The organism is Micromonospora sp. PLK6-60 (genome assembly GCF_019890675.1).
Taxonomy (GTDB): domain Bacteria; phylum Actinomycetota; class Actinomycetes; order Mycobacteriales; family Micromonosporaceae; genus Micromonospora.
Genome location: NZ_JAIOAA010000004.1, coordinates 408,962 through 433,291, shown reverse-complemented (window position 1 = coordinate 433,291; position 24,330 = coordinate 408,962). Strand labels below are relative to the sequence as shown.

The 24,330-nt window shown below is 74.1% G+C and carries 22 protein-coding genes and 1 tRNA gene; 12 read left to right on the top strand and 11 right to left on the bottom strand.

What is annotated here, in order from left to right:
• Positions 1 to 36 precede the first annotated feature (36 nt).
• Genes K7640_RS11415 through K7640_RS11405 form a run of 3 tightly spaced genes read left to right on the top strand, consistent with a single transcriptional unit; the run spans position 37 to position 2,385 of the window.
• Entirely contained in the window at positions 37 to 558 is a 522-nt protein-coding gene (locus K7640_RS11415) for a MauE/DoxX family redox-associated membrane protein (protein WP_222954725.1), read from the top strand.
• Positions 551 to 1,267 (top strand): thioredoxin domain-containing protein, encoded by a 717-nt coding sequence (locus K7640_RS11410; protein ID WP_222954724.1) that lies wholly within the window; start codon positions 551 to 553, stop codon positions 1,265 to 1,267. The genes K7640_RS11415 and K7640_RS11410 overlap by 8 nt, the downstream gene beginning before the upstream one ends.
• Entirely contained in the window at positions 1,264 to 2,385 is a 1,122-nt protein-coding gene (locus K7640_RS11405; RefSeq protein ID WP_308042519.1) for a hypothetical protein, read from the top strand. The genes K7640_RS11410 and K7640_RS11405 overlap by 4 nt, the downstream gene beginning before the upstream one ends.
• Here the strand turns inward: K7640_RS11405 and K7640_RS11400 are convergent.
• The 4 genes from K7640_RS11400 to K7640_RS11385 are packed head-to-tail and all read right to left on the bottom strand — an operon-like array spanning position 2,349 to position 5,111.
• The gene (locus K7640_RS11400) at positions 2,349 to 3,122 is read right to left on the bottom strand and encodes an energy-coupling factor ABC transporter ATP-binding protein (protein WP_222954723.1); all 774 of its coding nucleotides are present in this window, start codon (positions 3,120 to 3,122) and stop codon (positions 2,349 to 2,351) included. The genes K7640_RS11405 and K7640_RS11400 overlap by 37 nt on opposite strands.
• Positions 3,119 to 3,889, bottom strand: coding sequence for a cobalt ECF transporter T component CbiQ (gene cbiQ, locus K7640_RS11395; RefSeq protein WP_222954722.1), 771 nt, complete (start codon positions 3,887 to 3,889; stop codon positions 3,119 to 3,121). The genes K7640_RS11400 and cbiQ overlap by 4 nt, the downstream gene beginning before the upstream one ends.
• Positions 3,890 to 3,906: 17 nt before the next feature.
• Complete coding sequence (locus K7640_RS11390) at positions 3,907 to 4,395, bottom strand: PDGLE domain-containing protein (RefSeq protein ID WP_222954721.1); 489 nt, start codon at positions 4,393 to 4,395, stop codon at positions 3,907 to 3,909.
• Positions 4,392 to 5,111, bottom strand: a complete 720-nt coding sequence (locus K7640_RS11385) for an energy-coupling factor ABC transporter permease (RefSeq protein ID WP_222954720.1) — start codon at positions 5,109 to 5,111, stop codon at positions 4,392 to 4,394. The genes K7640_RS11390 and K7640_RS11385 overlap by 4 nt, the downstream gene beginning before the upstream one ends.
• Before the next feature lie 399 nt (positions 5,112 to 5,510).
• On the opposite strand from K7640_RS11385, the gene bcp reads away from it, so the two are divergent.
• The 4 genes from bcp (at position 5,511) to K7640_RS11365 (ending at position 7,645) form a co-directional block, all read left to right on the top strand.
• Positions 5,511 to 5,981 (top strand): thioredoxin-dependent thiol peroxidase, encoded by a 471-nt coding sequence (gene bcp, locus K7640_RS11380; protein ID WP_222954719.1) that lies wholly within the window; start codon positions 5,511 to 5,513, stop codon positions 5,979 to 5,981.
• Between the two features lie 31 nt (positions 5,982 to 6,012).
• Positions 6,013 to 6,897, top strand: a complete 885-nt coding sequence (locus K7640_RS11375; RefSeq protein ID WP_222954718.1) for an HNH endonuclease — start codon at positions 6,013 to 6,015, stop codon at positions 6,895 to 6,897.
• A 5-nt stretch (positions 6,898 to 6,902) separates the two neighbouring features.
• A tRNA-Leu gene (locus tag K7640_RS11370) sits at positions 6,903 to 6,989 on the top strand.
• Between the two features lie 125 nt (positions 6,990 to 7,114).
• On the top strand, positions 7,115 to 7,645 hold the full coding sequence (locus K7640_RS11365) for a GNAT family N-acetyltransferase (protein ID WP_222954717.1): 531 nt from the start codon (positions 7,115 to 7,117) through the stop codon (positions 7,643 to 7,645).
• 314 nt (positions 7,646 to 7,959) lie between these two features.
• Here the strand turns inward: K7640_RS11365 and K7640_RS11360 are convergent, their stop codons facing one another.
• Positions 7,960 to 8,958, bottom strand: a complete 999-nt coding sequence (locus tag K7640_RS11360; RefSeq protein ID WP_308042518.1) for an expansin EXLX1 family cellulose-binding protein — start codon at positions 8,956 to 8,958, stop codon at positions 7,960 to 7,962.
• A 113-nt stretch (positions 8,959 to 9,071) separates the two neighbouring features.
• A complete protein-coding gene (locus tag K7640_RS11355; RefSeq protein ID WP_222954716.1) occupies positions 9,072 to 9,890 on the bottom strand; it encodes an MOSC domain-containing protein in 819 nt (272 codons plus the stop codon).
• A 121-nt stretch (positions 9,891 to 10,011) separates the two neighbouring features.
• Here K7640_RS11355 and K7640_RS11350 point away from each other — a divergent pair, with 121 nt between their 5' ends.
• Positions 10,012 to 11,082: an LCP family protein gene (locus K7640_RS11350; RefSeq protein WP_222954715.1), complete on the top strand. Its 1,071-nt coding sequence runs from the start codon at positions 10,012 to 10,014 to the stop codon at positions 11,080 to 11,082.
• A 64-nt stretch (positions 11,083 to 11,146) separates the two neighbouring features.
• On the opposite strand, the gene K7640_RS11345 is transcribed toward K7640_RS11350, so the two are convergent.
• Together K7640_RS11345 and K7640_RS11340 are read right to left on the bottom strand one after the other, a co-directional pair.
• Positions 11,147 to 12,700 (bottom strand): sugar transferase, encoded by a 1,554-nt coding sequence (locus K7640_RS11345; RefSeq protein ID WP_308042517.1) that lies wholly within the window; start codon positions 12,698 to 12,700, stop codon positions 11,147 to 11,149.
• Positions 12,701 to 12,823: 123 nt separating this feature from the next.
• The gene (locus tag K7640_RS11340; RefSeq protein WP_222954714.1) at positions 12,824 to 14,044 is read right to left on the bottom strand and encodes an endo-1,4-beta-xylanase; all 1,221 of its coding nucleotides are present in this window, start codon (positions 14,042 to 14,044) and stop codon (positions 12,824 to 12,826) included.
• Between the two features lie 162 nt (positions 14,045 to 14,206).
• Here K7640_RS11340 and K7640_RS11335 point away from each other — a divergent pair, with 162 nt between their 5' ends.
• Both K7640_RS11335 and K7640_RS11330 read left to right on the top strand, forming a co-directional pair.
• A complete protein-coding gene (locus K7640_RS11335; RefSeq protein WP_222954713.1) occupies positions 14,207 to 15,772 on the top strand; it encodes a lipopolysaccharide biosynthesis protein in 1,566 nt (521 codons plus the stop codon).
• Between the two features lie 25 nt (positions 15,773 to 15,797).
• A complete protein-coding gene (locus tag K7640_RS11330) occupies positions 15,798 to 16,820 on the top strand; it encodes a glycosyltransferase (RefSeq protein ID WP_222954712.1) in 1,023 nt (340 codons plus the stop codon).
• Positions 16,821 to 16,869: 49 nt separating this feature from the next.
• Here the strand turns inward: K7640_RS11330 and K7640_RS11325 are convergent, their stop codons facing one another.
• The 3 genes from K7640_RS11325 to K7640_RS11315 form a co-directional block, all read right to left on the bottom strand.
• Complete coding sequence (locus K7640_RS11325) at positions 16,870 to 17,769, bottom strand: glycosyltransferase (protein WP_222954711.1); 900 nt, start codon at positions 17,767 to 17,769, stop codon at positions 16,870 to 16,872.
• A gap of 236 nt (positions 17,770 to 18,005) precedes the next feature.
• On the bottom strand, positions 18,006 to 19,790 hold the full coding sequence (locus K7640_RS11320; RefSeq protein ID WP_222954710.1) for an O-antigen ligase: 1,785 nt from the start codon (positions 19,788 to 19,790) through the stop codon (positions 18,006 to 18,008).
• Positions 19,787 to 21,673, bottom strand: coding sequence for a trypsin-like peptidase domain-containing protein (locus tag K7640_RS11315; RefSeq protein WP_222954709.1), 1,887 nt, complete (start codon positions 21,671 to 21,673; stop codon positions 19,787 to 19,789). Before K7640_RS11315 ends, K7640_RS11320 begins: the two co-directional genes overlap by 4 nt.
• A gap of 140 nt (positions 21,674 to 21,813) precedes the next feature.
• Here K7640_RS11315 and K7640_RS11310 point away from each other — a divergent pair, with 140 nt between their 5' ends.
• Positions 21,814 to 22,665, top strand: coding sequence for a MurR/RpiR family transcriptional regulator (locus K7640_RS11310; protein WP_222954708.1), 852 nt, complete (start codon positions 21,814 to 21,816; stop codon positions 22,663 to 22,665).
• A gap of 12 nt (positions 22,666 to 22,677) precedes the next feature.
• Positions 22,678 to 24,327 carry a urocanate hydratase gene (gene hutU / locus K7640_RS11305; protein ID WP_222954707.1) on the top strand — a complete coding sequence of 550 codons (1,650 nt, stop codon included), beginning with the start codon at positions 22,678 to 22,680 and terminating at the stop codon, positions 24,325 to 24,327.
• The last annotated feature ends 3 nt before the right edge of the window (positions 24,328 to 24,330 follow it).

Below are 24,330 nucleotides of genomic sequence, written 5' to 3'. Positions count from 1 at the left end.
ACGCGGCGGGAACTTTCCCCGGACACAGGACGACAAATGACCGTGACCACCGAGCGCAGGAGGGCCCGCTGGGCCGCCGCCCGGCCGTGGTTCGGCATCGCCGTCCGGCTGGGGCTGGCCGCCGTCTGGCTGATCGCCGGCGGCGCCAAGGTGGATGACCTGGCCGCCTCCGGCCGGGCGGTGAACGCGTACCAGGTGATGCCGTACGACCTGGCCATGGTGATCGGCGCGGCGCTGCCGTTCGTGGAGCTGGCGCTCGGGCTGCTCCTGCTGCTCGGCCTGGCCACCCGGCTGGCCGCCGCCGTCTCCGCGGCCCTGCTGGTGGTCTTCGTCGCGGGCATCGCCTCGGCCTGGGCGCGCGGACTCGCCATCGACTGCGGGTGCTTCGGCAGCGGCGGGCAGCTCGCCGCCGGCCAGGCCCCGAGCTACCTTCCGGAGATCCTCCGGGACCTGGGCTTCCTGGTACTGGCCGGCTACCTGCTGCGCTGGCCCCGCACGCCGTTCTCGGTGGACGGCTGGCTGGCGGGCGAACCCGCCGTGGAGGACGACGATGAGTAGTCGCAAGGGGCAGAAATCCGCGAACCGGGTGGTCCGCGAGCAGATCGCCCGGGAGAAGCGCCGCAAGCGGGCGCTCTGGACGAGCGTGGCGGCGGTGGTGGTGCTGGTGATCGCCGGCCTGATCGGCTGGAGCGTCTTCCGCAGCCAGCGGTCGGACACCTTCACCGCCCCGCCGGGTGCCAACGACGCCGGCAACGGCATCGTGCTCGGCACCGGCAAGGTGACCATCGACCTCTACGAGGACTACCTCTGCCCGGCCTGCCGGCAGTTCCAGCAGACCAGCGGCCCGACCGTCGACCAGCTGGTCAACGAGGGCAAGGCGAAGGTGATCTTCCACCCGGTCGCCTTCCTCAACCGGTTCTCCACCACGGAATACTCCACCCGGGCGTCGGCCGCCGCCGGCTGCGCCGCCAAGGGCGGCAAGTTCAAGGAGTTCACCGACCAGCTCTTCGCCCGGCAGCCGGCCGAGGGCAGCGCCGGGCTCAGCGACGACGAGCTGATCGACATCGGCGCCGGGGTCGGGCTGAACCGGGACGACTTCGGCGCCTGCGTGCGGGACGGGACGTACAAGCCGTGGACCGAGCGGGTCACCGACGACGCCGGCCGGGCCGGCGTGACCAGCACCCCGACCATCCTGGTCGACGGCAAGCCGGTCCAGGACCGGTCCCCCGACGGCATCAGGGCCGCGGTGGAGGCGGCCGGCAAGTGATCCCCGCCCCACTGCGCCGCGCGGGCACGGTGCTCGCCGCCGTCCTCGCCGCCACCCTCGCCCTCGCCGCCCCCGCCGCCGCGCACGGCGCCGACGCCCCCGACGCCACCGACTACCGCACCGAGGTCACCGCCGTGACCCCGGCCCGTCCCGAGCTGACCGTACGGGTGATCGAGGCGGGCGCCCGGCTGGAGCTGGTCAACCGCACCGGGCGGGACGTCGTGGTGATCGGCTACTCCGGCGAGCCGTACCTGCGGGTCGGGCCGTCCGGGGTGTACGAGAACACCCGCTCCCCGGCCACGTACCTGAACCGGACCCTCGCCGGCGACACCCAGCTCTCCCCCGAGGCCGACCCGGCGGCCACCCCGGTGTGGCGGCGGGTCGACGACGGGCCGGCCGTGCGCTGGCACGACCAGCGGACCCGGTGGCTCGACGACGCGCCCCCCGCGCAGGTGGCCGCCGACCCGACCCGGGAACACCGGGTACGCGACTGGACGGTCCCGCTGCGCGACGCCGACGAGGAGCTGACCGTACGCGGCACCCTGGACTGGCTGCCGCCACCCGACCCGTACCCGTGGTGGGTGGCCGCCGCGCTCGGCTTCCTGGCCGTCGCCGGGGCCGGCCTGCTGCCCGGCCGCGCCGGGGCGCGCGGGCTCGGCGCGGTCGGCGCGCTGCTGGCCGCCGGCGGGATCGGCCTGGTCGTCCTGCTCGTCGGCCGGGAGCTGGACGCCGGCGCGCAGGGCGCGGGCGGCCTGCTGGCCGGGCTGCTCACCGACCGGATCTGGGCCCTCGCCACCGCGGTGGGCGCGATCGCCGCCGGCGGCTGGGCGCTGGCCCGCCGGCCGGCGGCCGACTTCGCGCTCGCCCTGGCCGGAGCCGGCCTCGCCCTCTTCGGCGGCTTCGCCAACCTGGCCATGCTGTCCCGGGCGGTGGCCCCGGTGCCGTGGCCGGCCGGGTGGGCCCGGGTGCTGGTCGTCCTCGCCCTGGGCACCGGTCTCGGCGCGCTCGGCGCCGGACTGCTCCGGCTGCACGCCGCCGCCCGCCGCGCCCCGGCACCCGCACCGACCCCGGTCGACGCCGGTCAGGGGCGGGGCAGCGCGTGGGGGTTGAAACCGTAGGGCAGCTCCAGCCGGTGCCGGGCGAGCAGCGCCTCGTCGGTGAGCACCTCCCGGGTGGGGCCGTCGGCGACCACCCGGCCGCCGTCCAGGACCACCGACCGGTCGCACAGCTCCGCCGCGTACGGCAGGTCATGGGTGACCATCAGCAGGGTCACCGGCAGCCCGCGCAGGATCTCGGCCAGCTCCCGCCGGGCCGCCGGGTCCAGGTTCGACGACGGCTCGTCCAGCACCAGGATCTCCGGGCGCATCGCCAGCACGGTGGCCACCGCCACCCGGCGGCGCTGCCCGAACGACAGGTGGTGCGGCGTCCGGTCCCGGTGCTCGGCCATCCCCACCGCCGCGAGGGCCTCGTCCACCCGTTCGGCCAGCTCCGCCCCGCGCAACCCCAGGTTGGCCGGGCCGAACGCCACGTCCTCGGCGACCGTGGGCAGGAAGAGCTGGTCGTCCGGGTCCTGGAAGACGACGCCCACCCGGCGGCGGATCTCGGCCAGCGTGGCCCGGTCCGGGCGCACCGTCAGCCCGCCCACGGTGACCGTCCCCTCGGTCGGGGTCAGGATGCCGTTGAGGTGCAGCACCAGGGTGGTCTTGCCGGCCCCGTTCGGCCCCAGCAACGCCACCCGGTCGCCGCGCGGCACCGCCAGGTCCACGCCGTGCAGCGCGACATAGCCGTCCGGGTAGGCGTACCGGACGCCGCGCACGTCCAGGGAGACAGCGGAGGTCTGCACGCCCCCGATCATGTCAGGACCAGCGCGGCGGCGGCGATCGCCACCGCCACCACCGGCACCACCGCGGCGACCGCCCACTGCCCGGCGGTGGCCGCGCCCGCCCCCTGCCACACCACCGGCATCCGGCCGGTGTAGCCCCGGGAGAGCATCGCCAGGTAGACCCGCTCACCCCGCTCGAACGCGCGCAGGAACAGCGCGCCGACGCCGGCCGCGAAGCCGCGCAGCTGCCACAGGAAACGGGGATCGTCGCCGCGGGACAGCCGGGCCACCCGCATCCGCCGCGCCTCGGCCACCAACACGTCCAGGTAGCGCAGCATGAAGGTGGCGATCTGGGTGAGCACCTGCGGGCAGCGCAGCCGGTCCAGGCCGAGGATCAGGTCCCGGGTCGTCGTGGTCGCCGCCAGCAGCAACGACGCGAGTACGCCCAGGGTGCCCTTGGCCAGGATGTTCCACCCGCCGTACAGGCCGTCGACGGAGAGCTGGAGGCCGGCCAGCCCGACCCGCTCCCCCGCCCCGAGGAACGGCAACGCGAACGCGAAGAGCACGAACGGCAGCTCGATCATGGCCCGCAGCAGCAGCCAGCGCGCCCCGACCCGGGCCAGCGCGGCCACCACGGCGACCAGCAGCGCGTACCCGCCGAACGCCCAGAACGCCTCGCGCGGGGTGGCCACCACCGCCAGGGTGAAGAGCACCATCGCGGCGATCTTGACCTCCGGCGGCAGGCGGTGCACCGGGGTGTCCCCCGCCCGGTAGAGCACGTGCGCGTGTCCCGCGCCCATCGGCCGGTCCGCCCCGCTCAGCCGGTCGGGCCCCGGCCGGCGTCCACGGCCGGCCGGTCGGTGTCGGTGTCCCGGTCGTTCCCCGGCTCGTCACCGGTCGTCGGGCCGGCGGCGGTCGTCGGACGGTCACCGGTCGTCGGGCCAGCGGCGGTCGTCGGGCCGTCACCGGCCGGGGTGCGGCGGCGGAGCAGCCAGAACGCGCCCCCGCCGACGGCGAAGGTGAGCAGCACGCCGACCACGCCGGAGAGCCCGGTGGAGAGGAAGTCGCTGTCCACGCCCTTGATCCCGTAGTCGGCCAGCGGGCTGTCGGCCAGCTCGTGCTCCCGGGCCTGCTGGGCCGGGCAGCTGCCGCCGGTGATCTCGTGGTCGGCGTTCACCGTGCAGCCCTTGAGCAGCGAGGAGTCCAGCCCGTCCGGGTGCGACGAGGCGTAGTTGCTGACCACGCCGGCCAGCAGCAGGGCGGCCAGCAGGCCGACCCCGACGAAACCCCAGGTCCGCTTCCTCATCGCACACCCCCGGCGACCGGAACGGCGACGGCCGGCGCGGCGGCCCGGCGGGACCGCAGCGCGTACACCAGGTCGGGCCGGACCTTGGCCACGGTGAGCACGGTGGTCGCGGTGATCAGGCCCTCGCCGATGCCGATCAGCAGGTGCGCGACGGCCATCGTGCCGGCCAGCCCGGCCAGGTTGCCGCCGAGGTCGGTGGTGCCGCCCAGGGCGTACTGGAGCACGAAGCCCTGGCTCGCGACGACCACGCTGACCAGCGCGGAGACGAACGCGGTGACCGCCAGCCCGGCCCGGGTGCGCGGCAGCACCCGCAGCAGCAGGGCGATCAGCAGGTACGCCGCCGCGGTGCCCAGCAGGGCCATGTTGGTGATGTTCAGGCCGAGCATCGCCACCCCGCCGTCGCCGAACACCAGCGCCTGCACGACCAGCACGACGGCCACACAGAGCGCGCCCACCCACGGGCCGACCAGCAGCGCGGCCAGCGCCCCGCCGAGCAGGTGGCCGCTGACCCCGGCGGTGAAGATCGGGAAGTTGAGCATCTGCACGGCGAAGATGAACGCCGCCACCAGGCCCGCCATCGGCGCCAACCGGTCGTCCAGGTCGGCGCGGGCGCGCAACACGCAGAACGTCAACGCGGCGAGGGCGAGGGCCCCGAACACCGCCGCGACGGGACCGTTGATGATCCCGTTCGAGATGTGCATAGCCAGGGTTTGCACGCGACCTCCCGCCGCCCGCCGTGGCGGGTCCACGCCGGCACGGGTCAGCGTATTTCCCGCACCCTGCTGTTGCCAATCCTTTGCAACAAGGCATGGCCTTGATCACCCGGCTGACCCTCCGTGACCCTGACCCTCCGTGGCCCCGGCCCTCCGTGGCCCTGACCCTCCGTGGCCCCGGCCCTCCGTGGCCCTGACCCTCCGTGGCCCCGGCCCTCGGTGGCCCCGGCCCTCGGTGGGCGCGGCCCCTTCGGCCCCTCGCGGCCCCTTCGTGGCCCGAGGGCGCGACACGCCGACAGGTGGGGCCATCCAGGGCACCGGAACCCGCGACCTGCGGCATGTCGCGCCAACCACCGGGTCGGCTCACGGGGCGGCACCGGCGCCGGCGGTATCGTCTGCGCCATGACCGACCGCCTCAGCCCCGGCGACCCCGCGCCCGAGTTCACCCTGCCCACCGACACCGGCGAGACGCTCTCCCTGGCCGACCTGCGCGGCCGCCGGGTCATCCTGTACGCGTACCCGGCCGCGATGACCCCCGGCTGCACCAAGCAGGCCTGCGACTTCCGCGACTCGCTCGCCTCGCTCCAGGCCGCCGGCTACGAGGTCGTCGGCATCTCCCCCGACAAGCCCGCCAAGCTCGCCAAGTTCCGCGAGCGCGACGCCATCACCTTCCCGCTGGTCGCCGACACCGACAAGACGGTGCTCACCGCCTACGGCGCGTACGGCGAGAAGCAGATGTACGGCAAGACGGTGACCGGGGTGATCCGCTCCACCTTCGTCATCGACCCGGACGGCAAGATCGAACGGGCGCTCTACAACGTCAAGGCCACCGGGCACGTCGCCAAGCTGCGCCGCGACCTCGGGCTGGACTGATCCTGTCGGACCGGGCCACTACGGTGCGTACGTGGTCCGGTACCGGTACACCCCCGAGGCGCTCGCCGCGGCGGCCGCCGGCGCGCACAGCATCGCCGAGGTGCTGCGGCTGCTCGGCGTACGGGCCAGCGGCGGCTCGCACGCGCACATCAGCCGGCAGCTCAAACGCTTCGGCATCGACACCTCGCACTTCACCGGCAGCGCGCACAACAAGGGCCGCCGCGGGGAGCGACGCACGACGTCACAACAACTGCTGCTGCGGTTGCCCGAAGGGTCCCGCCGCACGCCCGGTGTGCGGCTCAAGTGGGCCTTGCGCGACATCGGCGTCCCCGAGGAGTGCGAAGAGTGCGGCATCGGCCCGCGCTGGCGGGACCGGCCGTTGATCCTGCACGTCGACCACATCAGTGGTGACTTTCTGGACAATCGGCCGCCCAACCTGCGGCTGCTCTGCCCCAACTGCCACAGCCAGACATCGACCTACGCGGGGCGCAACCGGAAACCCTCCATCCCGCCGCCGCCTCCGCCACCGCCTCCGTTACCGGTTGCCACTGATCTGCCGATGACAACCGAGCAGGTGACCGAGGTGATCAAACTGGTCGAGGCGGGCGCGCTCACCCCGAGCCAGGCCGCACGGCACATTGGCTGCGACCGCGGTCAGGTGCGGCGGCTCCGGCAACGCCTCGCCACCACGGGCACGGTGTCTCCCCCTTCTGCCATTACGGCTGCGGCTAGAGGCGCGATCAGGGAGACGGTCATCCAGCACGCCCTGGCGCAGCCCGATCTCGGGCCCCGCAAGCTGGCCAGGGTCATCGAGGAGGCCACGGAGGGGGCATGTGCGGTCAGCCATGGGATGGTGTCAAACATCCTGCGCGGAGCCGGCCTTCCCACCCGCGCCGATCGACGTTCTAGACTCTGATCCGAGCGGGAGTGGTGAAATGGGCAGACACGCAGGATTTAGGATCCTGTGTCCGTGAGGACGTGGGGGTTCGAGTCCCCTCTCCCGCACCAATTCTTCCCCGTGGCGCGCCAAGGTCAAGAGCTGCACGGCTGGCCGTGCCCGGCAGCCGGCTGTGCGGTGTCATTGAGCCCACAGTCCGACGACTGCGGACTCTCGGCTGCCGCAGGATGGCCCGGTGACCCTGCGCTTCGTCCTCGACCCCGAGCTCACCCCCGCCCTCCGCGACCGGATCGTCGACCTCTGGGTTGACGCCACCAACGCCGGCGGTTCCATCGGCTTCGTCGCCCCGGTGACCGCCGACCAGGTCCGCCCGGTCGCCGAGCGCGCCGTCGCGGACGTCACCGACGGCCCGGACCGCCTGCTGGTCGGCTACGCGGGCGACCGGCCGGTGGCGGTGTTGTTCTTCGCCGACAACCGGTTCCACCTGGCCGGCCACTGGCGCACGGTGAAGCGGGTGATGGTCGCCCCGGACACCCAGGGCCGCGGCTACGGCCTGGCGCTGATGAGCGAGGCGATCCGACTCGCCGCCGAGCTGGGCTGGGAGGCGCTGCTGGTGACGGTGCGCGGCGGCCACGGCCTGGAACGGTTCTACGGCAAGGTGGGCTTCCGGGAGGTGGGCCGGCTGCCGCGCTCGCTGCGGGTGGCCCCGGGCGACGAGCGCGACGAGGTGTTCCTCTGGCGTGCGGTGCCGGCGACGGCCGGGTGACCGCCGGCCCGCCTGCCGTCACGCCACCCAGCCCCAGCCCCAGCCCCAGCCCCAGCCCCAGCCCCAGCCGATCAACGCGCCAGTGAACGGCTAGCGAGCCGCCGCGCAGCGACGTCCACCCCATCCGCCGCATTCCGGCCACTTCGAGCGACCGGACAACGCGACACGCTGCAACCCGGCCACTCGCGAGAAGGGACGCGCCACAGACGCCGCATGACTGGGCGACGCCAGGCCCGGGCGGCGACAGGGCCGGGAGTCGCATGCGGGGTGCGGCGGGGTACCGGTGGGTCAGTCCGCGCGACCCGGCCGGCCCGTCAGCCGGCGCAGCTGGCCGGCTCGGCCGCCGGTGGGGTGGCCGCACCGGTCGCACCGGCCGCGGCGTCCAGCACCGCCGTGGACGGGGCCGCCGACAGCGACCCGACCGGCGTGCCACTGGCGCTGCCCCGAGGGCGGGCACTGGCGCTGGCGCTGACCCGCGCGCTGGAGGTGGCCGAGGGGCGCGCCGAGGCCGACCGGCTGGGCGCGGCGGAGCGCTTCTCGGTGGCCGTCGTGCCGCCGTACATCCGGACGTCGGCGCGTTGGGTGCGGCCCGGCGCCAGCTGGATGCCGGTGGCGGTGGCGCGGTGTCCGTTCGTGTCGGTGACCCGGATGGTGAACGGGCCGGGGCCGGCACCGGAGTCGATGAGCCAGTAGTTGTAGTCCTGCCGGCTGGCCGCGCGCCAGGTGTCGCCCTGGCGGACCTCGACGGCCCGCAGCGGGTTGCCGTGGTCGCCGACGAGCACGGCGAACCACCACTGGGACGCGCCTTCCTTGATCCGGAAGGTGAGCGGGCCGGACAGCGGCGGGTCGACCACGGCGCGGTAGCTGACCGGTACGACACCCTTGACCGGGTCGGCGATCTGCGCGAACGCCTCGGCGGACAGGTCGAGGTGGCCGGGCGCGCATTCCGGACACTGGTCCATGACGAGGACCCGGACGGTGCCCTGGGGGCCGGTGACGTCGAGGTGGCCGCCACAGGCGGCGCCGGCGGCGTACTCGCTGGGGCCGAGGGCGACGTAGCGGTGGTTGGCGGGGGCGCTCGGGTAGGAGCAGTTCCCGCCCTGGCCGGCGGAGTCGTAGAAGGTGGCCTTTCCGCTGTGGACGCTGCCGGGGGCGGGCGGGACGGCGCAGGCGGGCGCGGCGGTGGACCGGAGGGCGAGGGTCAGCCCGACCAGCGCGGCCAGGGCGGTCACGCCGACGGCGGCGAGTCGGCGGACGTGGCGGGGGTGGGCACGCCGCCGGCCGGGGCCGCCGGGCGGGGCGAGGTCGGTCACGTCCGTGCATGCTGCCGCAGTGGCCGGCGGCGGGACAAGCGAGCTAAGCGAAAGATAAGCCGCGTTAGGAGGGTGCCCTTATTAACAGACGTCTGTTAATAAGGGCACCCTCCTTACACCGCAACCGGGTCGCCGATGGCCACTTGGCCGGTGCCTTCGGGGACCAGGTGCAGCCCGAAGAGGAGTTGCTGGTCGATGTTGCGGTGCCGGGCCAGGGTGCGCAGCGGCTCCCTGCCGCGTACCCCGGTTTCCTGGTCGGTGGTGGTGACGACGCAGCGGTCGCACGGCCCGGCGGCGCGGTAGCTGACCTCGCCGATGCGCAGCCGGCGGCCGGCCCAGTCGTCCTCGGCCCAGGCCGGGGCGCCCTGGATGACCAGGTTGGGGCGGAAGCGGGTCATCGGCACCGGTTCCTCGCCGGCCTCGACGAGCCAGTCGTGCAGCGCGGCGAGGGAGGCGGTGCTGGTGAGCAGCAGCGGGTATTCGTCGGCGAAGCTGACCTGGTCTCCGGTGTCGTGGGCGCGCCCGTCGGGGCGGACGTGCCGGGTGGGGTGGGCCAGCCAGACCAGCCGGACGGGGCGGCCGACCAGGTCGGTGAGCCACCGGTCGGCGGCGGCGCCGGCGGGTAGGGCGTCGACGGGCAGCCGGCTCCGGAACACCCGCACCGGCAGCGGGGCGGCGGTGGTCGGCTCGGCGACGTCGAGGTCGGGCCGGCCGGGCGCGGTGAGCAGCAGGCCGCCGGGGCGTGGCCGGGCGTGCAGCCGGACCAGATCGGTGGTCTCGCGCTGGGTGACGCCGACGCCGTCGGCGTCGACCAGCAGCCACCGCCGGTCGCCGGCCAGGCCCCACGGTTCGACCCGGGCGTCGCGGTGGTCGAGCCGGTGGCAGCCCTTGACCGGGTACGTGTGGATGGCGACGACGGTCGGCGCGGTCATGCCGTTGTTCTACCACTGTGGACGGGTGCTCCGGGGGCTCGTCGGCTCAGCCCGCCCGGCGGACCCGGACGAGGGCCGGACGGGGCACGCGAGCATTCTTCGAACTCAGTAGCATCGCCGCATGCATCCTCAGCAGTACACGGAACCCGAGCCGGCTCTCTGGGCCGGCGGGCAAGACCCGGCGGGCAGCGACGCTCCTCCGCCGAAGCGCCGCCGCTGGCGCCGGATCCTCCTGTTCAGCCTGCTGGCCGTGGTGCTGCTGGTGGGGGCGGGTGTCGGTGGTGGCGCACTCTATCTGCGGTCGGTGGAGAAGGACATCGACCGGGTGGACGCCTTCAAGGACGTCCCGGAGGAGGGCCGGCCGCAGGCCGGCGCCAAGGGTGCCCGGAACTTCATGATCCTGGGCAGTGACTCGCGGGACCCGGAGAGCACCGGTGGGTCGCGGACCGACACGATCATCCTGGCGCACATTCCGGCGGACCATTCCAGCGCGCAGCTGATCTCGATTCCGCGGGACACCTGGGTGGACGTGCCGAAGTCGAAGGACGGCCGGCACGGCGGCCGGAAGGCCAAGATCAACGCGGCGTTCGCCTGGGGCGGGGTGCCGCTGATGGTGCAGACCGTGGAGAAGTTCACCGGGGTGCGGGTCGACAACGTGATGATGGTGGACTTCGCCGGCTTCAAGGAGATCGTCGACGCGCTGGGCGGCATCGAGGTGACCGCGGAGAAGCAGTTCAAATCCATCCACCCACCGTTCCGCACCTTCCCGGCCGGCCCGCAGCGGTTGGACGGCGAGGCGGCGCTGGACTACTCCCGCCAGCGCAAGCAGTTCGCCGACGGGGACTTCGCCCGGATCCGGCACCAGCAGCAGGTTATCCGGGCGATCCTGGACCAGGCGGCCTCCGGCGGCATCCTGAGCAGCCCCGGCAAGCTCAACGACTTCGTCAAGGCGACGTCCAGCGCGGTGTCGGTGGACGAGCAGATGTCCCTGCTCTCCACGGCCACCGACCTGCGCGGGCTGCGCGGCGGCAACGTCACCTTCCTGACCAGCCCGACGAAGGGCACCGGCAACGCCGGCGGTCAGAGCGTGGTCTTCGCCGACCCCGAGAAGGTCCGGATCTGCTACGACGCGGTCCGCCGGGACTCGGTCCAGGAGATCATCGACGCGGCGCAGAAGGACAAGAAGAACTAGCCGAACGGCCTCGGGGGCCGCGGGCGGAGGTCACTCCGCCCGCGGCCCCCCGACGTTTCCCGGGTCAGTACGCGCCCCGCCGGGCCAGCACCACGCTGACCGTGCGCCACAGGATGCCGATGTCGTACGTCAGCGACCAGTTGTCGACGTAGTGCAGGTCGAGTCGTACCGCGTCGTCCCAGGTCAGGTCGGAGCGGCCGGAGACCTGCCAGAGCCCGGTGATGCCCGGCCGGACCAGCAGCCGGCGCCGCACGTCGCCCTGGTAGTCGTCGTCCTCGGTGGGCAGCGGGCGGGGCCCGACCAGGGACATCTGCCCGGTCAGCACGTTGATCAGCTGGGGCAGCTCGTCGAGGGACAGCGCCCGCAGGTGCTTGCCGATGGGGGTGACCCGTGGGTCGTCCTTCATCTTGAACAGCAGGCCGTCGCTCTCGTTCTGCCCGCGCAGGGCCTCCAGCCGCTGCTCCGCGTCGGTGTACATGGTGCGGAACTTCCACACCTTGAACGCCTTGCCCTGGTAGCCGATGCGGCTCTGCCGGAACATCACCGGCCCCGGGTCGGTCAGCTTGATCGCCAGGGCGATGCCGAACAGGACCGGACTGAGCAGGATCAACCCGAACAGGGCGGTGATCCGGTCGAGGGCGCTCTTCGCCACCAGGGACAGGCCGGAGAGCGTGGGCTCCTCGACGGTCAGCAGGGGCAGCCCGTCGACCGGCCGGACGTGGATGCGCGGGCCGGTCACGTCGGTCACCTGCGGCACGACGACGAGGTCCAGCCCGGTCCCCTCCAGTTGCCAGGCCAGCTTCCGCAGCTCGTACGACTCGAGGCTGGCCGGTCCGCAGACCGCGATGGTGTCCGCGCCGATCTCCTGCACCAGAGGCACCAGCTCCCACCCGACGTAGACCGGGACCGGCGCGGTCACCGTCTCGCCGGGCCGCGGGTGCTGGGGCAGGTGGATGGCGATCGGCCGCAGGCCGGCGGCCGGATTGCGGGTCGCCACGTCATAGAGGGCGAGCGCGTCGGAGAGCTTCCCGACCAGCAGGATCTTCTGCGACGCGTGCGCGCCCGTGCGGCGCAGGTGGCGCAGCACGCAGCGGGCGACGAACCGGCCGATCAGGGTGTACAGCAGGGCGGCGGTGACGACGAGGAGCACGGTCAGCCGGGACAGGTCCTTCTTGAAGCCCAGCGCCAGCAGCGAGACGGTGGCGGCCATCGCGATGTCGGCGCGCACCACCCGCTTCAGTTCCTCGGTGCCGGTGCCCAACGCCCGGCGGTCGTAGGCGCCGCAGGCGGCGAGCAGCAGCACCCAGCCGAGCGGGATGCCGAGGTTGGCCACCAGCACGAAGAGGCCGTCGACGCCGCCGGGGGCGGCCGGGTTGTGGAAGCCGGCGTCCGCCTTCTCCAGCAGGCCCACGGCGGTCTGGGAGGCCGCCAACGCGGCCAGCAGGTCGAGCACGAGCAGCCAGAGGATGTACGGGCGGTGCCACATCACCCGTGGGGTGACTCGGCGGCCGAAGGCCGCCCTGGCGAAGCCGTGTGAGGGTGTGATCACGCCGGCGTCGACGTGAGCGCCGCGCTTCGCCGCCGTCTGCTGCGCGGGCACCCGGGTGTTCAGCGACACGATCGTCCTTCCTGTACGACAGCCCCCGTCGGGAGATCGCGGCATGCACCGTACGTCTGCCGGCCGGCCACGGCCATCGGCGGTTCGGTCGATGATGCATCGATCGCGGCCGGGGCCGCGGGTTCAGCGGGGCGCGCCCGGCGCCCGGCCCTGGAGCTCGGCGATCAGCGCCCGGTGCGCCTGCTTGGGCCGCATCTCGGCGTCAAACAGGCAGGCCGCGCCGTAGCCGCGATAGCGGTGCGGGATCCAGCTGCTGGCGTCGGTGAAGCCCCAGACCGTGAACGACTCGCAGGTCGGCACGGCCAGGCAGGCGGCCAGCATGTGCTGGTAGAGCAGCGCCTGGTTGACCAGCTCTTCCTGGCTGACCGGAAGGGGGATCCGCACGTCCAGCTCGGTGATCGCGACCGCGACCCCCAGCGCCGCGAACCGGCGCAGGTTGCCGGTCACGTCGCGGGGCTGCCGGCCGGACCGCAAGTGGCTCTGGAAGCCGACGCCCTGCACCGGCACGCCCGCGGCCCGCAGGTCGCGCACCAGCCGCCACAGGGCGTCGGCCTTCCTGGTGCGGCCCTCGGTGTCGTAGTCGTTGATGAACAGCCGGGCGTCCGGGTCGGCCTCCCGCGCCCAGCGGAACGCGTCGGCGATGTAGCCGGGGCCGAGCCGGCGCAGCCAGATGGTGTCGCGCAGCGAGCCGTCCTCGGCCAGCACCTCGTTGACGACGTCCCACGCCCAGACCTTGCCCCGGTAGCGGGCGGCCACCGTCATGACGTGCTGGCGCAGCAGGGACCGCAGTCGCTCCCGCGACCAGGACTCCGACACCCACGCCGGTACGCTGCTGTGCCACACCAGGGTGTGTCCGTAGACGGCCTGGCCGTTGGCCTGGGCGAGCTCCACGATCCGGTCGGCGTCGGTCCAGTCGTAGCGGTCCGGCGTGGGTTGCAGGACCTCCCACTTCATGGCGTTCTCCGGGGTGACGGCGGTGAAGTCCGCCGCCAGGGTGGCCCGGTACGGCACGTCGTCGAGCATCCGGGCGCTGACCGCCGTGCCGAACCGCACCGTGGCGGGCGCGAGGCCGCGCAGGGTGGGGCGGCCCGGGGGTTCGGAGGTGTGCCAGCCGATCGCCACCTGGTCCGCCGGGTCCGGCTCGTCCGCGCCGGACCAGGCCACGGTGAGCCCGCCCGTGAGCAGCAGCGCCGACGCCACGGCCAGCGCGGTCCACCGCCGGGCCGTCAGCCGCAGCCCGGTCAGCCGGCCGGTGGCGGGCCAGACCGGGCGGCCGGTGGGAGCGTCGGCGGGGACGCTCGGACCACTGGCGGGCCGGGCCCCGCGGCGGGCGTCTTCGGCCATTACCATCCTCGGGTGAGACAGCACGGTGGCTGACGAAAAATGACCGCTGGCCGGGCCCATCCTACGTCCCGGTCCCCACTGGTCGGTGTCGGCTGCTACCTTCGCTGCTCGACGCCGCAGCAGCGGGCGGATCCGCGCACCTCACCCCTCAGGTGGTCGACCTTGCCACGAGTACCCGCGTCGCAGCCCGCGCAGCCGCCCGCCGCGCCCCCACCGCCGGCCGCCGGGCCGCTGCTGGAGGTGGCGGCGCCCGCCGCCGGGCAGCCGGCACCGCCGACCGGCGGCCGGTCCGCCTCGGTCGTCAAGGCCGGCGCGCTGTCCATGCTCGCGCTGCTCGCCGTCGGGTTGACCCGCCTGGTGCACGGCTCGCTGACCAGCCACCACACCGACCGGGCGACGTACGGCGTGGTCGGCATCATGCTGGCCGCCAGCATGATCGCCAGTCTGTTGCTGCCGGGCGGGGTGTCCGCCGGCATGTCGAAGTTCGTGGCCTTCCACCGGGGTGCGGCCGATGTGCCGGGCGCGTGGGCCGTGCATCGGTTCCTGTCCCGGGTGGGCGTGCTGTCCTCGCTGGTCCTCGGTCTGCTCACCGCGCTGGTGGTCCGGCAACTGCACGACCTGGGGCCGGTGGACACCGCGTCGCTGGCCGTGCTGACCGCCAGCTACGCGCTGTACACGGTGGACAAGGCGGCGATGTACGGGCACGGCCTGGTCCCGCGGTACGCCCGGATCGAGCTGGGCACGTCCGCGCTTGCCATCGCCGCCACGGTGGCGGTGATCGTCACCGGCCGGACGTTCTACCTGCTGCCGCTCTGCCTCGGCTACGGCACCTTCGTGGTGTTGTGCCGGCGGCAGCTACGTCAGCAGCGCCGCCGGGAGCGGTCCGCCGCACCGGGTTCCTTCGACCGGCGGCAGGTGGTGTCGTTCGCGCTGCTGGCCAGCGTGGGGACGCTCGCCAGCGCCGGGTTCCTACAGGCGACGCAGTTGCTGGCCGGGCACTTCGCGGCCCCGGCCGAGGTGGCGTATCTCGTCGCGGCGGTCGCCCTGATCGCCCCGCTGTACTTCCTGCCCCGGGCGATGGCGCTGGCGCTGTTCCCGGCGATGGCGGGCGCGCACGGCGCCGGGGACCGTTCGGCGGTCCGCCGGCAGGTGGACGTGTCGACCCGGGCGCTGGCCGTGGTGATGACCCCGGTGTTCCTGGTCGGTCTGGCGGCCGCGCCGCTGATCCTGACGCTCTTCGGCGGCGCCGGGTACGCCGGCGGCGCGCCGGTGCTGCGGCTGATGCTCTGCGCCTCCTTCTTCGGCATCCTCCAGGTGCCCTCGGTCAACGCGCTGGCCGCCGGGGCCGCCACGCAGAGCCGGATCCCGGTCGCCTCGGCGGTGACCGGGTGCCTGGTCGGGCTGGGGGTGGTGGCCGTCGCGGCCGGGCCGCTGGGGGCCACCGGCGTCGGCCTCGGCTACCTCGTGGGCACCGCCGTCACCGCGCTCGTCCCGATCCTCACCGTGTGGCGGCTGCACCGCCTGTCGTGGGCGGGTCCGCTGGCCCGGTGCCTCGGGCTGATGACCGCCGGCGCGCTGGTGGCCAGCCTCGACGCCCTGCGGGTCTGGTCGTGGCCGGCCGGGCTGGTGGCCGTGGTCGCGCCGCTGGTGGCGCTGGCGGTGCTGCGTACCGAACTGGTCGGGCTGCTCGCGGTGCTGCCGTCCCGCCGCCGCGCGGGCGCCGAATGACGCCGGATCTCTGCTGGGAGCACAGTTGACGCACCTGATCGACCCCGCCACGACCACCCGCCCGCTGCGGGTCCTCGCGGTGACCAACCTCTGGCCGGAGGACCCGACCAGCTACCGGGGCATCTTCGTGCAGCGCCAGGTGACCGCGCTGCGGGCGCTGGGCCACCACGTGGACGTGGAGGTGATCGCGCAGTCGCGGGGCAAGCTCGACTACCTGACCGCCGGTCCCCGGGTCCGCCGCCGGGTGCAGGACGGCGGCTACGACATCGTGCACGTGCACTACGGCATGGCCGCGCCGGCCGCCCGGCTGGCCAACCATCCGGCGACCGTGCTCTCCCTGTACGGCAGCGACGTGAACGTGCCGCGCCAGCGCCTGATGACCAAGGCCGGTTGGGGCGGCACCCGCGCCCGGATCTACGTCTCCCGGCGACTGGCCGAGACGGCCGGCGACCCGGAGGGGCACATCATCGCCAACGGCGTGGACTTCTCCTTCTTCCGGCCGGGCGACCGGGCGGCCGCCCGCCGCCAGTTCGGCCTTCCCGAACCGTCCCGGGTGGTGCTCTTCGCCGCCGACCCGGCCCGCGAGGTGAAGGGGTACGACGTCTTCGCCGACGTGGTGGCCGAGCTGCGCCGGCGGGATCCGGCGGTGCGGGAGCTGATCCTGCACGCGCCCGGCCAGTTGCAGACCGACCTGGTCCGCAAGTTCGACGCCGCCGACGTCCTGCTGTTCACCTCCCGGCGGGGCAAGGAGGGCTCGCCCACGGTGGTCAAGGAGGCCACCGCGATGGGCCTTCCGGTGGTGTCGGTGGACGTGGGTGACGTCGCCGAGGTGCTGGACGGGGTGCGGCCGGGCGCGGTGGTCGGCTTCCCGGACGGCCCGGTCGAGGGCGCCAACCGGGACCGGCTGGTGCGGGACCTGGCCGACCGGACGGCCGAGGTGCTGCGGGCCGGGCGGCGGGCCGACGGGCGGGAGAAGAACGCCTGGCTGGACGAGCGGCTGGTGGCGGAGCGGATCGCCGCGGTCTACCGGCGGGTGTTGGCGAGCTGAGGTCGCGAGCCGGCCGGAGCCGGGCCACGGGCCCGGCTCCGGCCCGGTCTCACCTGCCCAGGGCGGTCACCACGGCCTTGCCGATCTCGCTGGCCGCGCGGGCCGCCACCACCGCCAGGGCGACGCCGGGCACCCGGCTGTCGCCGTACGTGTTGATCAGCCGGTACCAGACCGCGAGGCCGGCCAGCCGGCGGCGGCTGATGTTCGTGTCGTGGCGGTGGAAGCGCACCACCGGGTGGCCGAGGTGGGCCAGGTGCACTCCGCTGGCCAGCGCGCGCAGGACCAGCTCGACGTCCACCTTGATCGGGGTGTGCTCGTCGTACCCGCCGATGCTGGTGAGCAGCTCCCGCTCCATGGACATGCCGGAGTGCTTGAACGGCAGCCGCGGCCGGGTCAGCACGGACCACAGCATCCGCCGTGGCGAGTCGAACGACGGCAGCCGGATGACCCGGCTGCCGGCGCTGGTGAGCTCCTCGTAGTCGGTGTAGACCCAGCGCGCCCCGGTGCCCGCGAGCGCCGCGTGGATCCGGCTCAGGCCGTCCGGCGCCAGCTCGTCGTCGGAGTCCAGCACCGTGACGTAGCGGCCACGGGCCACCCGCAACGCGGTGTTCCGGGCCGCGCTGATGCCGGCGGGCGGCTGGCGGACCAGCCGGATCCGGTCGTCGGCGAGCAGACCGGCCCCGGCGAGGCTCTCCTGGACCGGGACGGTGGAACCGTCGTCGACGATCACCACCTCGTAGTCGGGGAAGTCGCCGGCGAGGACGCTGCGTACGGACTTCACCAGCAGGTCCGGCCGGTTCCGGACGGCGATGCAGACCGAGATGACCGGGGTCGTGGGCCGTTCCCGGTGGGCCGATCGGGCGCCGGGCGCGATGACCTCCGGTCGCCACTGGGCGCCGTACGACGCCGGCCACGGGCCGAGGGCCGGCGGATCAGAAGATTGGACCATCACCGGCGATCGTCACCTGCCGCGTCGACGGCCGGTGAGTCACCGTCCGATGTCGACGCCCATTCCCGTACGTCCATGTCGATAACCGCCCCCCGTGCACGTTCTCTTGTCCGACCTGGCGTCCGGAACGCCCCGGATGTCACCCCGAAGCGTCACCGGATCGACACATGTCGCCGCTTTGCATCCCGGATTCTATGCACCGGTCCGCTGGTCGGAGGTCCGCCGAACGGCTGTTCTCAGTGGGCGCTTCCACCGTCCGGCCGGTTCCCGCCCGGCCGCCGGGACCGGCGGGCGAGGGCCAGGATGTCGTCGGTGGCGAGGATGTGGGTGTTGACGTCGCCGGTGTCCGAGGGACGGCGGACCACCGGCAGCATCTCCGTCGCCGCGGTGTAGATCGAGGCCTCCTCCTCGCGGGAGCGGCGGCAGGCCCACCAGGCGAGCCCGACCACGGTCCACAGCAGAGCCGGCAACAGCGGGTCCTCGAAGGCCGGGGACAGGAAGGCGACCAGCGCGGCGAAGACCAGCGCGCCGACGCCCCACACCACCGCGGCGGACGGGGGCGGCGCGGTGCGCTCCCGGCCCCGCCGCCGCAGCGCGGCCAGCAGGGGCCGCAGCACGAAGTAGAGCCACACTATAAAGGCGATGAGCCCGAGTACGCCGGCCTCCATGACCAGGTGCAGCCAGAACGAGTCGATCTGGACGGCCTGGAAGCCGTAGCGGTTGAAGCCCTTCGGCCCGAGCTTCGGGTTCTTGTGCCAGTCCGGGTTGTTCTTCTCGGCGACCACGCCACCGAACTGGCCGATGCCGAAGCCGAGGAGGGGCTGGCGCGGCAGGATGTCGGCGGCCTGCTGGAGATAGAGCACCCGGATCTCGCGTACCGGTGCCGGTGACGGGCTCGGCGCGGGCCCGGCGGCCGGCCCGGACGGCTGCGCGGTGGGCTTCGGGGTGGCCGTGACCGACGGTTTCGGCTTCCCGGTGGGCTTCCCGCTCGGCGCGGCGGATCGGCTCGGCGCGGCGGCCGGCGAGCCGGCGGGGCGCGGGGAGGCCGGGCCGGCCGCCGGCGGCGCCGCGGTCCGGTGCTCGCTGCCGGCCGGGTGGAGGAAGCTGGTGAAGGCGTTGCCCAGCCGCCGTTCCCACTCGGCCCGGTTGTCCGGCCGGGCGGCGATCTGCGCGGCGGTGCACAGCGCCAGGATGAGGCAGACGGTGAGGACGCGCCGGGCGCTGCCGCGCACCAGGATCGCGATCAGCACCCCGGCGACCAGCACGCCGAGCAACGACTCGCGGGACTGGCTCGCCGACAGCGCCAGCGCCACCACGGCCGCCACCGCCCACCAGGCGCGGTGGACCCGCGGCCGCACCGCGACCCAGGCGATGAAGCCGAGCAGGGCCAGCCCGAGCAGGTGCCCGAGGTGGTTCGGGTGGGGTTGCAGGCCCTGGGCCCGGCTCTGTTCGGCCCAGGTCATGTCCACCCAGCCGAGCATCCGGTAGGCCGGCGCCCCGACGAGCATCTGCACCAGCGCGAGGAGCACGTTGACCCCGACGACGGCGGCGACCACCAGCAGCAGCCGGCGGACCAGGCCGGGTGCCAGGTCGGCGGCCCGCAGGGCGTAGAAGACCAGGACGCCACGGAAGTAGACGAACAGCGCCTGGCCCATCAGGCTCAGCGAGGAGTCGTTCACCAGGCCGGCGAGCACCATGATCAGGCCGAGCACCAGCAGGGCGAGGTCGGCCCCGGTCCGGAACCGGTGCCAGAGCCGGTCGACGACCACCTTCACCACGGTGAGCCCGGCCAGCCCCAGATAGAGCAGCGTCTTGAGCTGCTTGGGCCACTGCGCCGCGTTGTCCAGGTTGGCCCGGGGGTCGGTGCTGGTCGGCCCGCTGAGCACCTGCGCCCAGGTCTCGACCAGCACGTGCACCAGCAGGATCCCGACCACCACGACGATGGTGACCGACAGCAGGTGCGACAGTCCGCGGGACCGGTAGCCGTCGGTGGCGGGCCGGGTCGGGGCGGCGGCGCTCACGGCCGACGCCGGGCGTTCAGCACGACGAGCAGGACCAGCAGCACCAGCAGCGGGCCGCCCGCGCCGGCAAGCAGCCACCAGGCCCAGGCCGGCGCGCTCGCCGGCTCGCCCTCCAGCTGTGCCCGGCTGTCGGCGTGCTGCCGGTACGCCTCGGCCAGCCGGTTGTCGGGCACCTGCCGGGCCACCGTGGCGAGGTCGTCGGCGGCGGTGGCGTACCGGCCGGTGAAGTAGGCGTCCAGCCCGGCGCGGTAGAGCCGGTCGGACTCGCCCGGCTCGGCCTTGACCCCCGCCTCGCCGAGCAGGCCGGTGAAGGCGGACGCGGGCAGCACCACCCGGTTCGCCCGGTCGGGCCGGGCCAGGTCCTGGTCGATCAGCCCGATGACCCGGCCGGCGGGGTCGATGGCGACGCCGCCGTAGGAGGTGTTGCCGAGGTCCTCGCCGATGCGCCACATCGACACGTCACCGCGCCGGCCGGTGCCGGCGATCTTGACGCTCATGGTGCGGGGCCGGTAGGTGGCGGTCCGGAAGTCGGCGTCGGTGGTGGCGAAGCCGAGGACGAGCAGGTTGCCGCTCTCGCTGACCACGGCCCCGGGGTCGAGGCCGACCGCGGGCAGGCCGGTGCGGTTCAGCTTGACCAGGGCGACGTTGCCCGTCTCCTCGGTCTGCGCCGAGACCACCTGCCCGCCGATGGCCGGGTCCTCGGTGACGTTGCCCTTGGCCTCGTTGAGCTGCGCGAAGAGCTGGGTCGCCGGCTCGGTGCCCTGGTCCACCCCGGTGAACACGGTCCGTTCCAGGTTGGTGGTGACGTAGTTCTCGACCTGGTTCTCGGCGAGCTTGCCCTCGCGCACCAGCATCCGGGCCACCGCGTCCAGGGCGATCCGCCGGGCGTACTCCTCGCCGGGGCGCACGCAGGAGCTGCTGGTCAGGGCGTGGCCGTTGGGGTCGACGACGAAGCCGGTGCACCGCCGGCTGAAGGTGATCGGGGTGGTGCGCACCGGGGCGTTCGTGGCGCGGTCCCGCAGGTAGCCGGTGAAGACGGCCTCGAGGAACACCAGGGACGGCCCGGCCGCGGCGAGGGCCCGCTCCTGCGGGCTGGACGGCGCGGCGTTGGCCCACGGGCTCAGCCCCGGCCGCACCGCGTCGTCGGCCGGGAACGCCGTCGCAGGGGCGGGGTCGCCGGCCTCGTCACCGCCGGCGGTGGCGACGCCGACGGCGCCGACCCCGGCGAGGATGCCCAGCACGAGCGCGGCGACGGCGAGCCAGAGCGCCGCGCCGGAGCGGGCGGGGCCGCTGCCGGCCGGCAGCGGCTGGATGCGGCGGGTCGGGTCGGCGAACGGGTCGGCGGGTGCCGGGTCCGTGGGCGCCGGGACCGGTGTGGACGGTACGGCGACCTGCGGCGCCGGCTGCTGGGGCACGTGGACGGTCGGCTGCTGACCGGTGGCGTGCATCGCCCACGGCAGGTGCGGCGGCCCGGAGGTGGGCGTGGGCGAGCCGGACGTCGGCGCGCCGGAGACCGGGCGCGGCGGTGAGGTTATCGCGTCCGTTGCCGGGATCAGCACGGTCGCCTGCGCCTCGGGCGGGTGCAGGTCCATGCCGAGGGTCTGGAAGAGACGCTGGGCGCCCATCCCCTCCTCGGAGGGGTAGGCGACCCACGGCTGCGCGGCGTCGAGGTCGGCGTTGACGTACCGCTGACCGCCCGGCGCCTGCGCCATCGCGTTGGCCGCGTTGCCGAAGGCCTGTCGCCAGGCCACATCGGTCGCGGCGGCGCCCTCGAGCAGGGCCACTGTGACCAGCCGATCCTGCCCGTCGACGGCCCACCAGGCCGTACCCACCTGGCAGACGCCCAGCGCCTCGGTGAACCTGTACGGACCAACCGGCTGCATGCCACGACTCCTCTGCTCACCCGCCGTGCGGATAGTACAGAGAACGCGCACCGGCACCGACCCGTGGGCGGCGGGATGGGACGGGCGCCCGGTCCGCGCGGACGGTTGCCTCTGAAAGTTTTTATGCATAGAGTCGCGGCATGAATGAGGGAGCTGTCGCCGGGGCGCCGGACCGGCTGCTCGACCTGTTCCAGGGCGTCCGACTCACCCCGACCCAGCGGCGCATCGCGCACTGCCTCGTGCAGCACGCCACCGCCGCGGCGTACCTGTCCGCCGCCGAGGTGGCCGAGCTGGCCGGGGTGAGCCAACCCTCGGTCACCCGGTTCGCGGTGGCGCTCGGCCACGACGGCTACCCGGCGCTGCGCCGCCGGCTGCGGGAACTGACCCCGGCCGGCGGCCCCGACGGCGCGGACGCCGGCAACGAACTCCAGCGGGCGGTCCGCGCCGAGATGGGCAACCTGGACCGGCTCGCCGGCGAGCTGGCCGACCGGGACCGGATCGCCGAGGCCGGCCGGCTGCTCGCCACCAGCCGGCCACTGCCCGTGCTGGGGCTGCGCGCCGCCGCGCCGCTGGCCGCCTACTTCGCGTACTTCGCCGCGAAGGTGCACCCCGACGTGCGGGTCCTCGACGACGGCGGCAGCCTGCTCACCGACCGCCTGGAGCAGGCCGCCGCGGCCGGGGCCCGCGCCCTGCTCGCCTTCGTGCTGCCCCGCTACCCCCGGGAGACGCTGGACGCGCTGCGCGCCGCCCGGGACGCCGGGCTGACCGTGGTCGCCATCACCGACTCGCCGGTCAGCCCCGCCGCCGAGTACGCCGCGCTGGTGCTGCCCGCCGCCGTCGGCACCGGCCTCGTCTTCGACCTGCACACCGCCCCGATGACCCTGGCCATGGTGGTGCTCCAGGCGATCTGCGACGCCACCCCGGCCGAGACCCAGGCCCGGCTCGAGGCGTTCGAGTCGTCCGCCGCCCGCCGCCAGTTGTTCCTCGGCTGAGAGGAGTACGAGATGCACCAGCCCGTCCGCGCCGCCCGCGGCACCACCCGCACCGCGAAGGGGTGGCCGCAGGAGGCCGCCCTGCGGATGCTGATGAACAACCTCGACCCGGAGGTGGCCGAGCGCCCCGACGACCTGGTGGTCTACGGCGGCACCGGCAAGGCCGCCCGGGACTGGCCGTCGTACCACGCGCTGGTGCGGACGCTCACCGAGCTGCGCGACGACGAGACGATGCTGGTGCAGTCCGGCCGCCCGGTCGGCGTCATGCGCACCCACGAGTGGGCGCCCCGGGTGCTGCTGGCCAACTCCAACCTGGTCGGCGACTGGGCCACCTGGCCGGAGTTCCGCCGCCTGGAGTCGCTCGGCCTGACCATGTACGGGCAGATGACCGCCGGCTCCTGGATCTACATCGGCACCCAGGGCATCCTCCAGGGCACCTACGAGACGTTCGCCGCCGTCGCCGCGAAGCGGTTCACCGGCACCCTGGCCGGCACGCTGACGCTCACCGCCGGCTGCGGCGGGATGGGCGGCGCGCAGCCCCTCGCGGTCACCATGAACGGCGGCGTCTGCCTGATCGTGGACGTGGACCGGTCCCGGCTGGAGCGCCGGGCGCACGACCGCTACCTCGACGAGATCGCCGACTCCCTCGACGACGCCGTCGAGCGGGCGCTGGCCGCGAAGCGGGACCGCCGGGCGCTGTCCGTCGGCGTGGTCGGCAACGCCGCCACCGTCTTCCCGGAGCTGCTGCGCCGGGGGGTGGCGATCGACGTCGTCACCGACCAGACCAGCGCGCACGACCCGCTGTCCTACCTGCCCGAGGGGGTGGAGCTGGCCGACGCCCGGGACTACGCCGCGGCGAAGCCGGCCGAGTTCACCGACCGGGCCCGGGCCTCGATGGCGAAGCACGTCGAGGCGATGGTCGGCTTCCTCGACGCCGGCGCGGAGGTCTTCGACTACGGCAACTCGATCCGCGGCGAGGCGAAGCTCGGCGGGTACGAGCGAGCCTTCGACTTCCCCGGCTTCGTGCCGGCGTACATCCGGCCGCTGTTCTGCGAGGGCAAGGGCCCGTTCCGGTGGGCCGCGCTGTCCGGCGACCCGAAGGACATCGCGGCCACCGACCGGGCCATCCTCGACCTGTTCCCGGAGAACGAGTCCCTGGCCCGGTGGATGCGGATGGCCGGCGAACGGGTCGCCTTCCAGGGCCTGCCGGCCCGGATCTGCTGGCTCGGCTACGGCGAGCGGGACGTCGCCGGGGTGCGGTTCAACGAGATGGTCGCCGCCGGCGAGCTGAGCGCGCCGGTGGTGATCGGCCGGGACCACCTGGACTGCGGCAGCGTGGCCAGCCCCTACCGGGAGACCGAGGCGATGGCCGACGGCTCCGACGCGATCGCCGACTGGCCGCTGCTCAACGCGCTTGTCAACACGGCCAGCGGGGCGTCCTGGGTGTCCCTCCACCACGGCGGCGGGGTCGGCATCGGCCGGTCCATCCACGCCGGGCAGGTCTGCGTCGCCGACGGCACCGCCCTCGCCGGGCAGAAGATCGAGCGGGTGCTCACCAACGACCCGGCGATGGGCGTCATCCGGCACGTCGACGCCGGCTACGACGACGCCCGCGAGGTCGCCCAGCGCACCGGCGTCCGCGTCCCCATGACCGAGGCGTAAGGA

What these genes read in the sequence shown, in the direction of transcription:
- K7640_RS11340 (WP_222954714.1), bottom strand. Translation starts at nt 14,044, where the DNA reads ATGGCCGAAGACGCCCGCCGCGGGGCCCGGCCCGCCAGTGGTCCGAGC.
- K7640_RS11350 (WP_222954715.1), top strand. Translation starts at nt 10,012, where the DNA reads ATGCATCCTCAGCAGTACACGGAACCCGAGCCGGCTCTCTGGGCCGGC.
- K7640_RS11400 (WP_222954723.1), bottom strand. Translation starts at nt 3,122, where the DNA reads ATGATCGGGGGCGTGCAGACCTCCGCTGTCTCCCTGGACGTGCGCGGC.
- K7640_RS11410 (WP_222954724.1), top strand. Translation starts at nt 551, where the DNA reads ATGAGTAGTCGCAAGGGGCAGAAATCCGCGAACCGGGTGGTCCGCGAG.
- bcp (WP_222954719.1), top strand. Translation starts at nt 5,511, where the DNA reads ATGACCGACCGCCTCAGCCCCGGCGACCCCGCGCCCGAGTTCACCCTG.
- cbiQ (WP_222954722.1), bottom strand. Translation starts at nt 3,889, where the DNA reads ATGGGCGCGGGACACGCGCACGTGCTCTACCGGGCGGGGGACACCCCG.
- K7640_RS11390 (WP_222954721.1), bottom strand. Translation starts at nt 4,395, where the DNA reads ATGAGGAAGCGGACCTGGGGTTTCGTCGGGGTCGGCCTGCTGGCCGCC.
- K7640_RS11415 (WP_222954725.1), top strand. Translation starts at nt 37, where the DNA reads ATGACCGTGACCACCGAGCGCAGGAGGGCCCGCTGGGCCGCCGCCCGG.
- K7640_RS11355 (WP_222954716.1), bottom strand. Translation starts at nt 9,890, where the DNA reads ATGACCGCGCCGACCGTCGTCGCCATCCACACGTACCCGGTCAAGGGC.
- hutU (WP_222954707.1), top strand. Translation starts at nt 22,678, where the DNA reads ATGCACCAGCCCGTCCGCGCCGCCCGCGGCACCACCCGCACCGCGAAG.
- K7640_RS11315 (WP_222954709.1), bottom strand. Translation starts at nt 21,673, where the DNA reads ATGCAGCCGGTTGGTCCGTACAGGTTCACCGAGGCGCTGGGCGTCTGC.
- K7640_RS11325 (WP_222954711.1), bottom strand. Translation starts at nt 17,769, where the DNA reads ATGGTCCAATCTTCTGATCCGCCGGCCCTCGGCCCGTGGCCGGCGTCG.
- K7640_RS11310 (WP_222954708.1), top strand. Translation starts at nt 21,814, where the DNA reads ATGAATGAGGGAGCTGTCGCCGGGGCGCCGGACCGGCTGCTCGACCTG.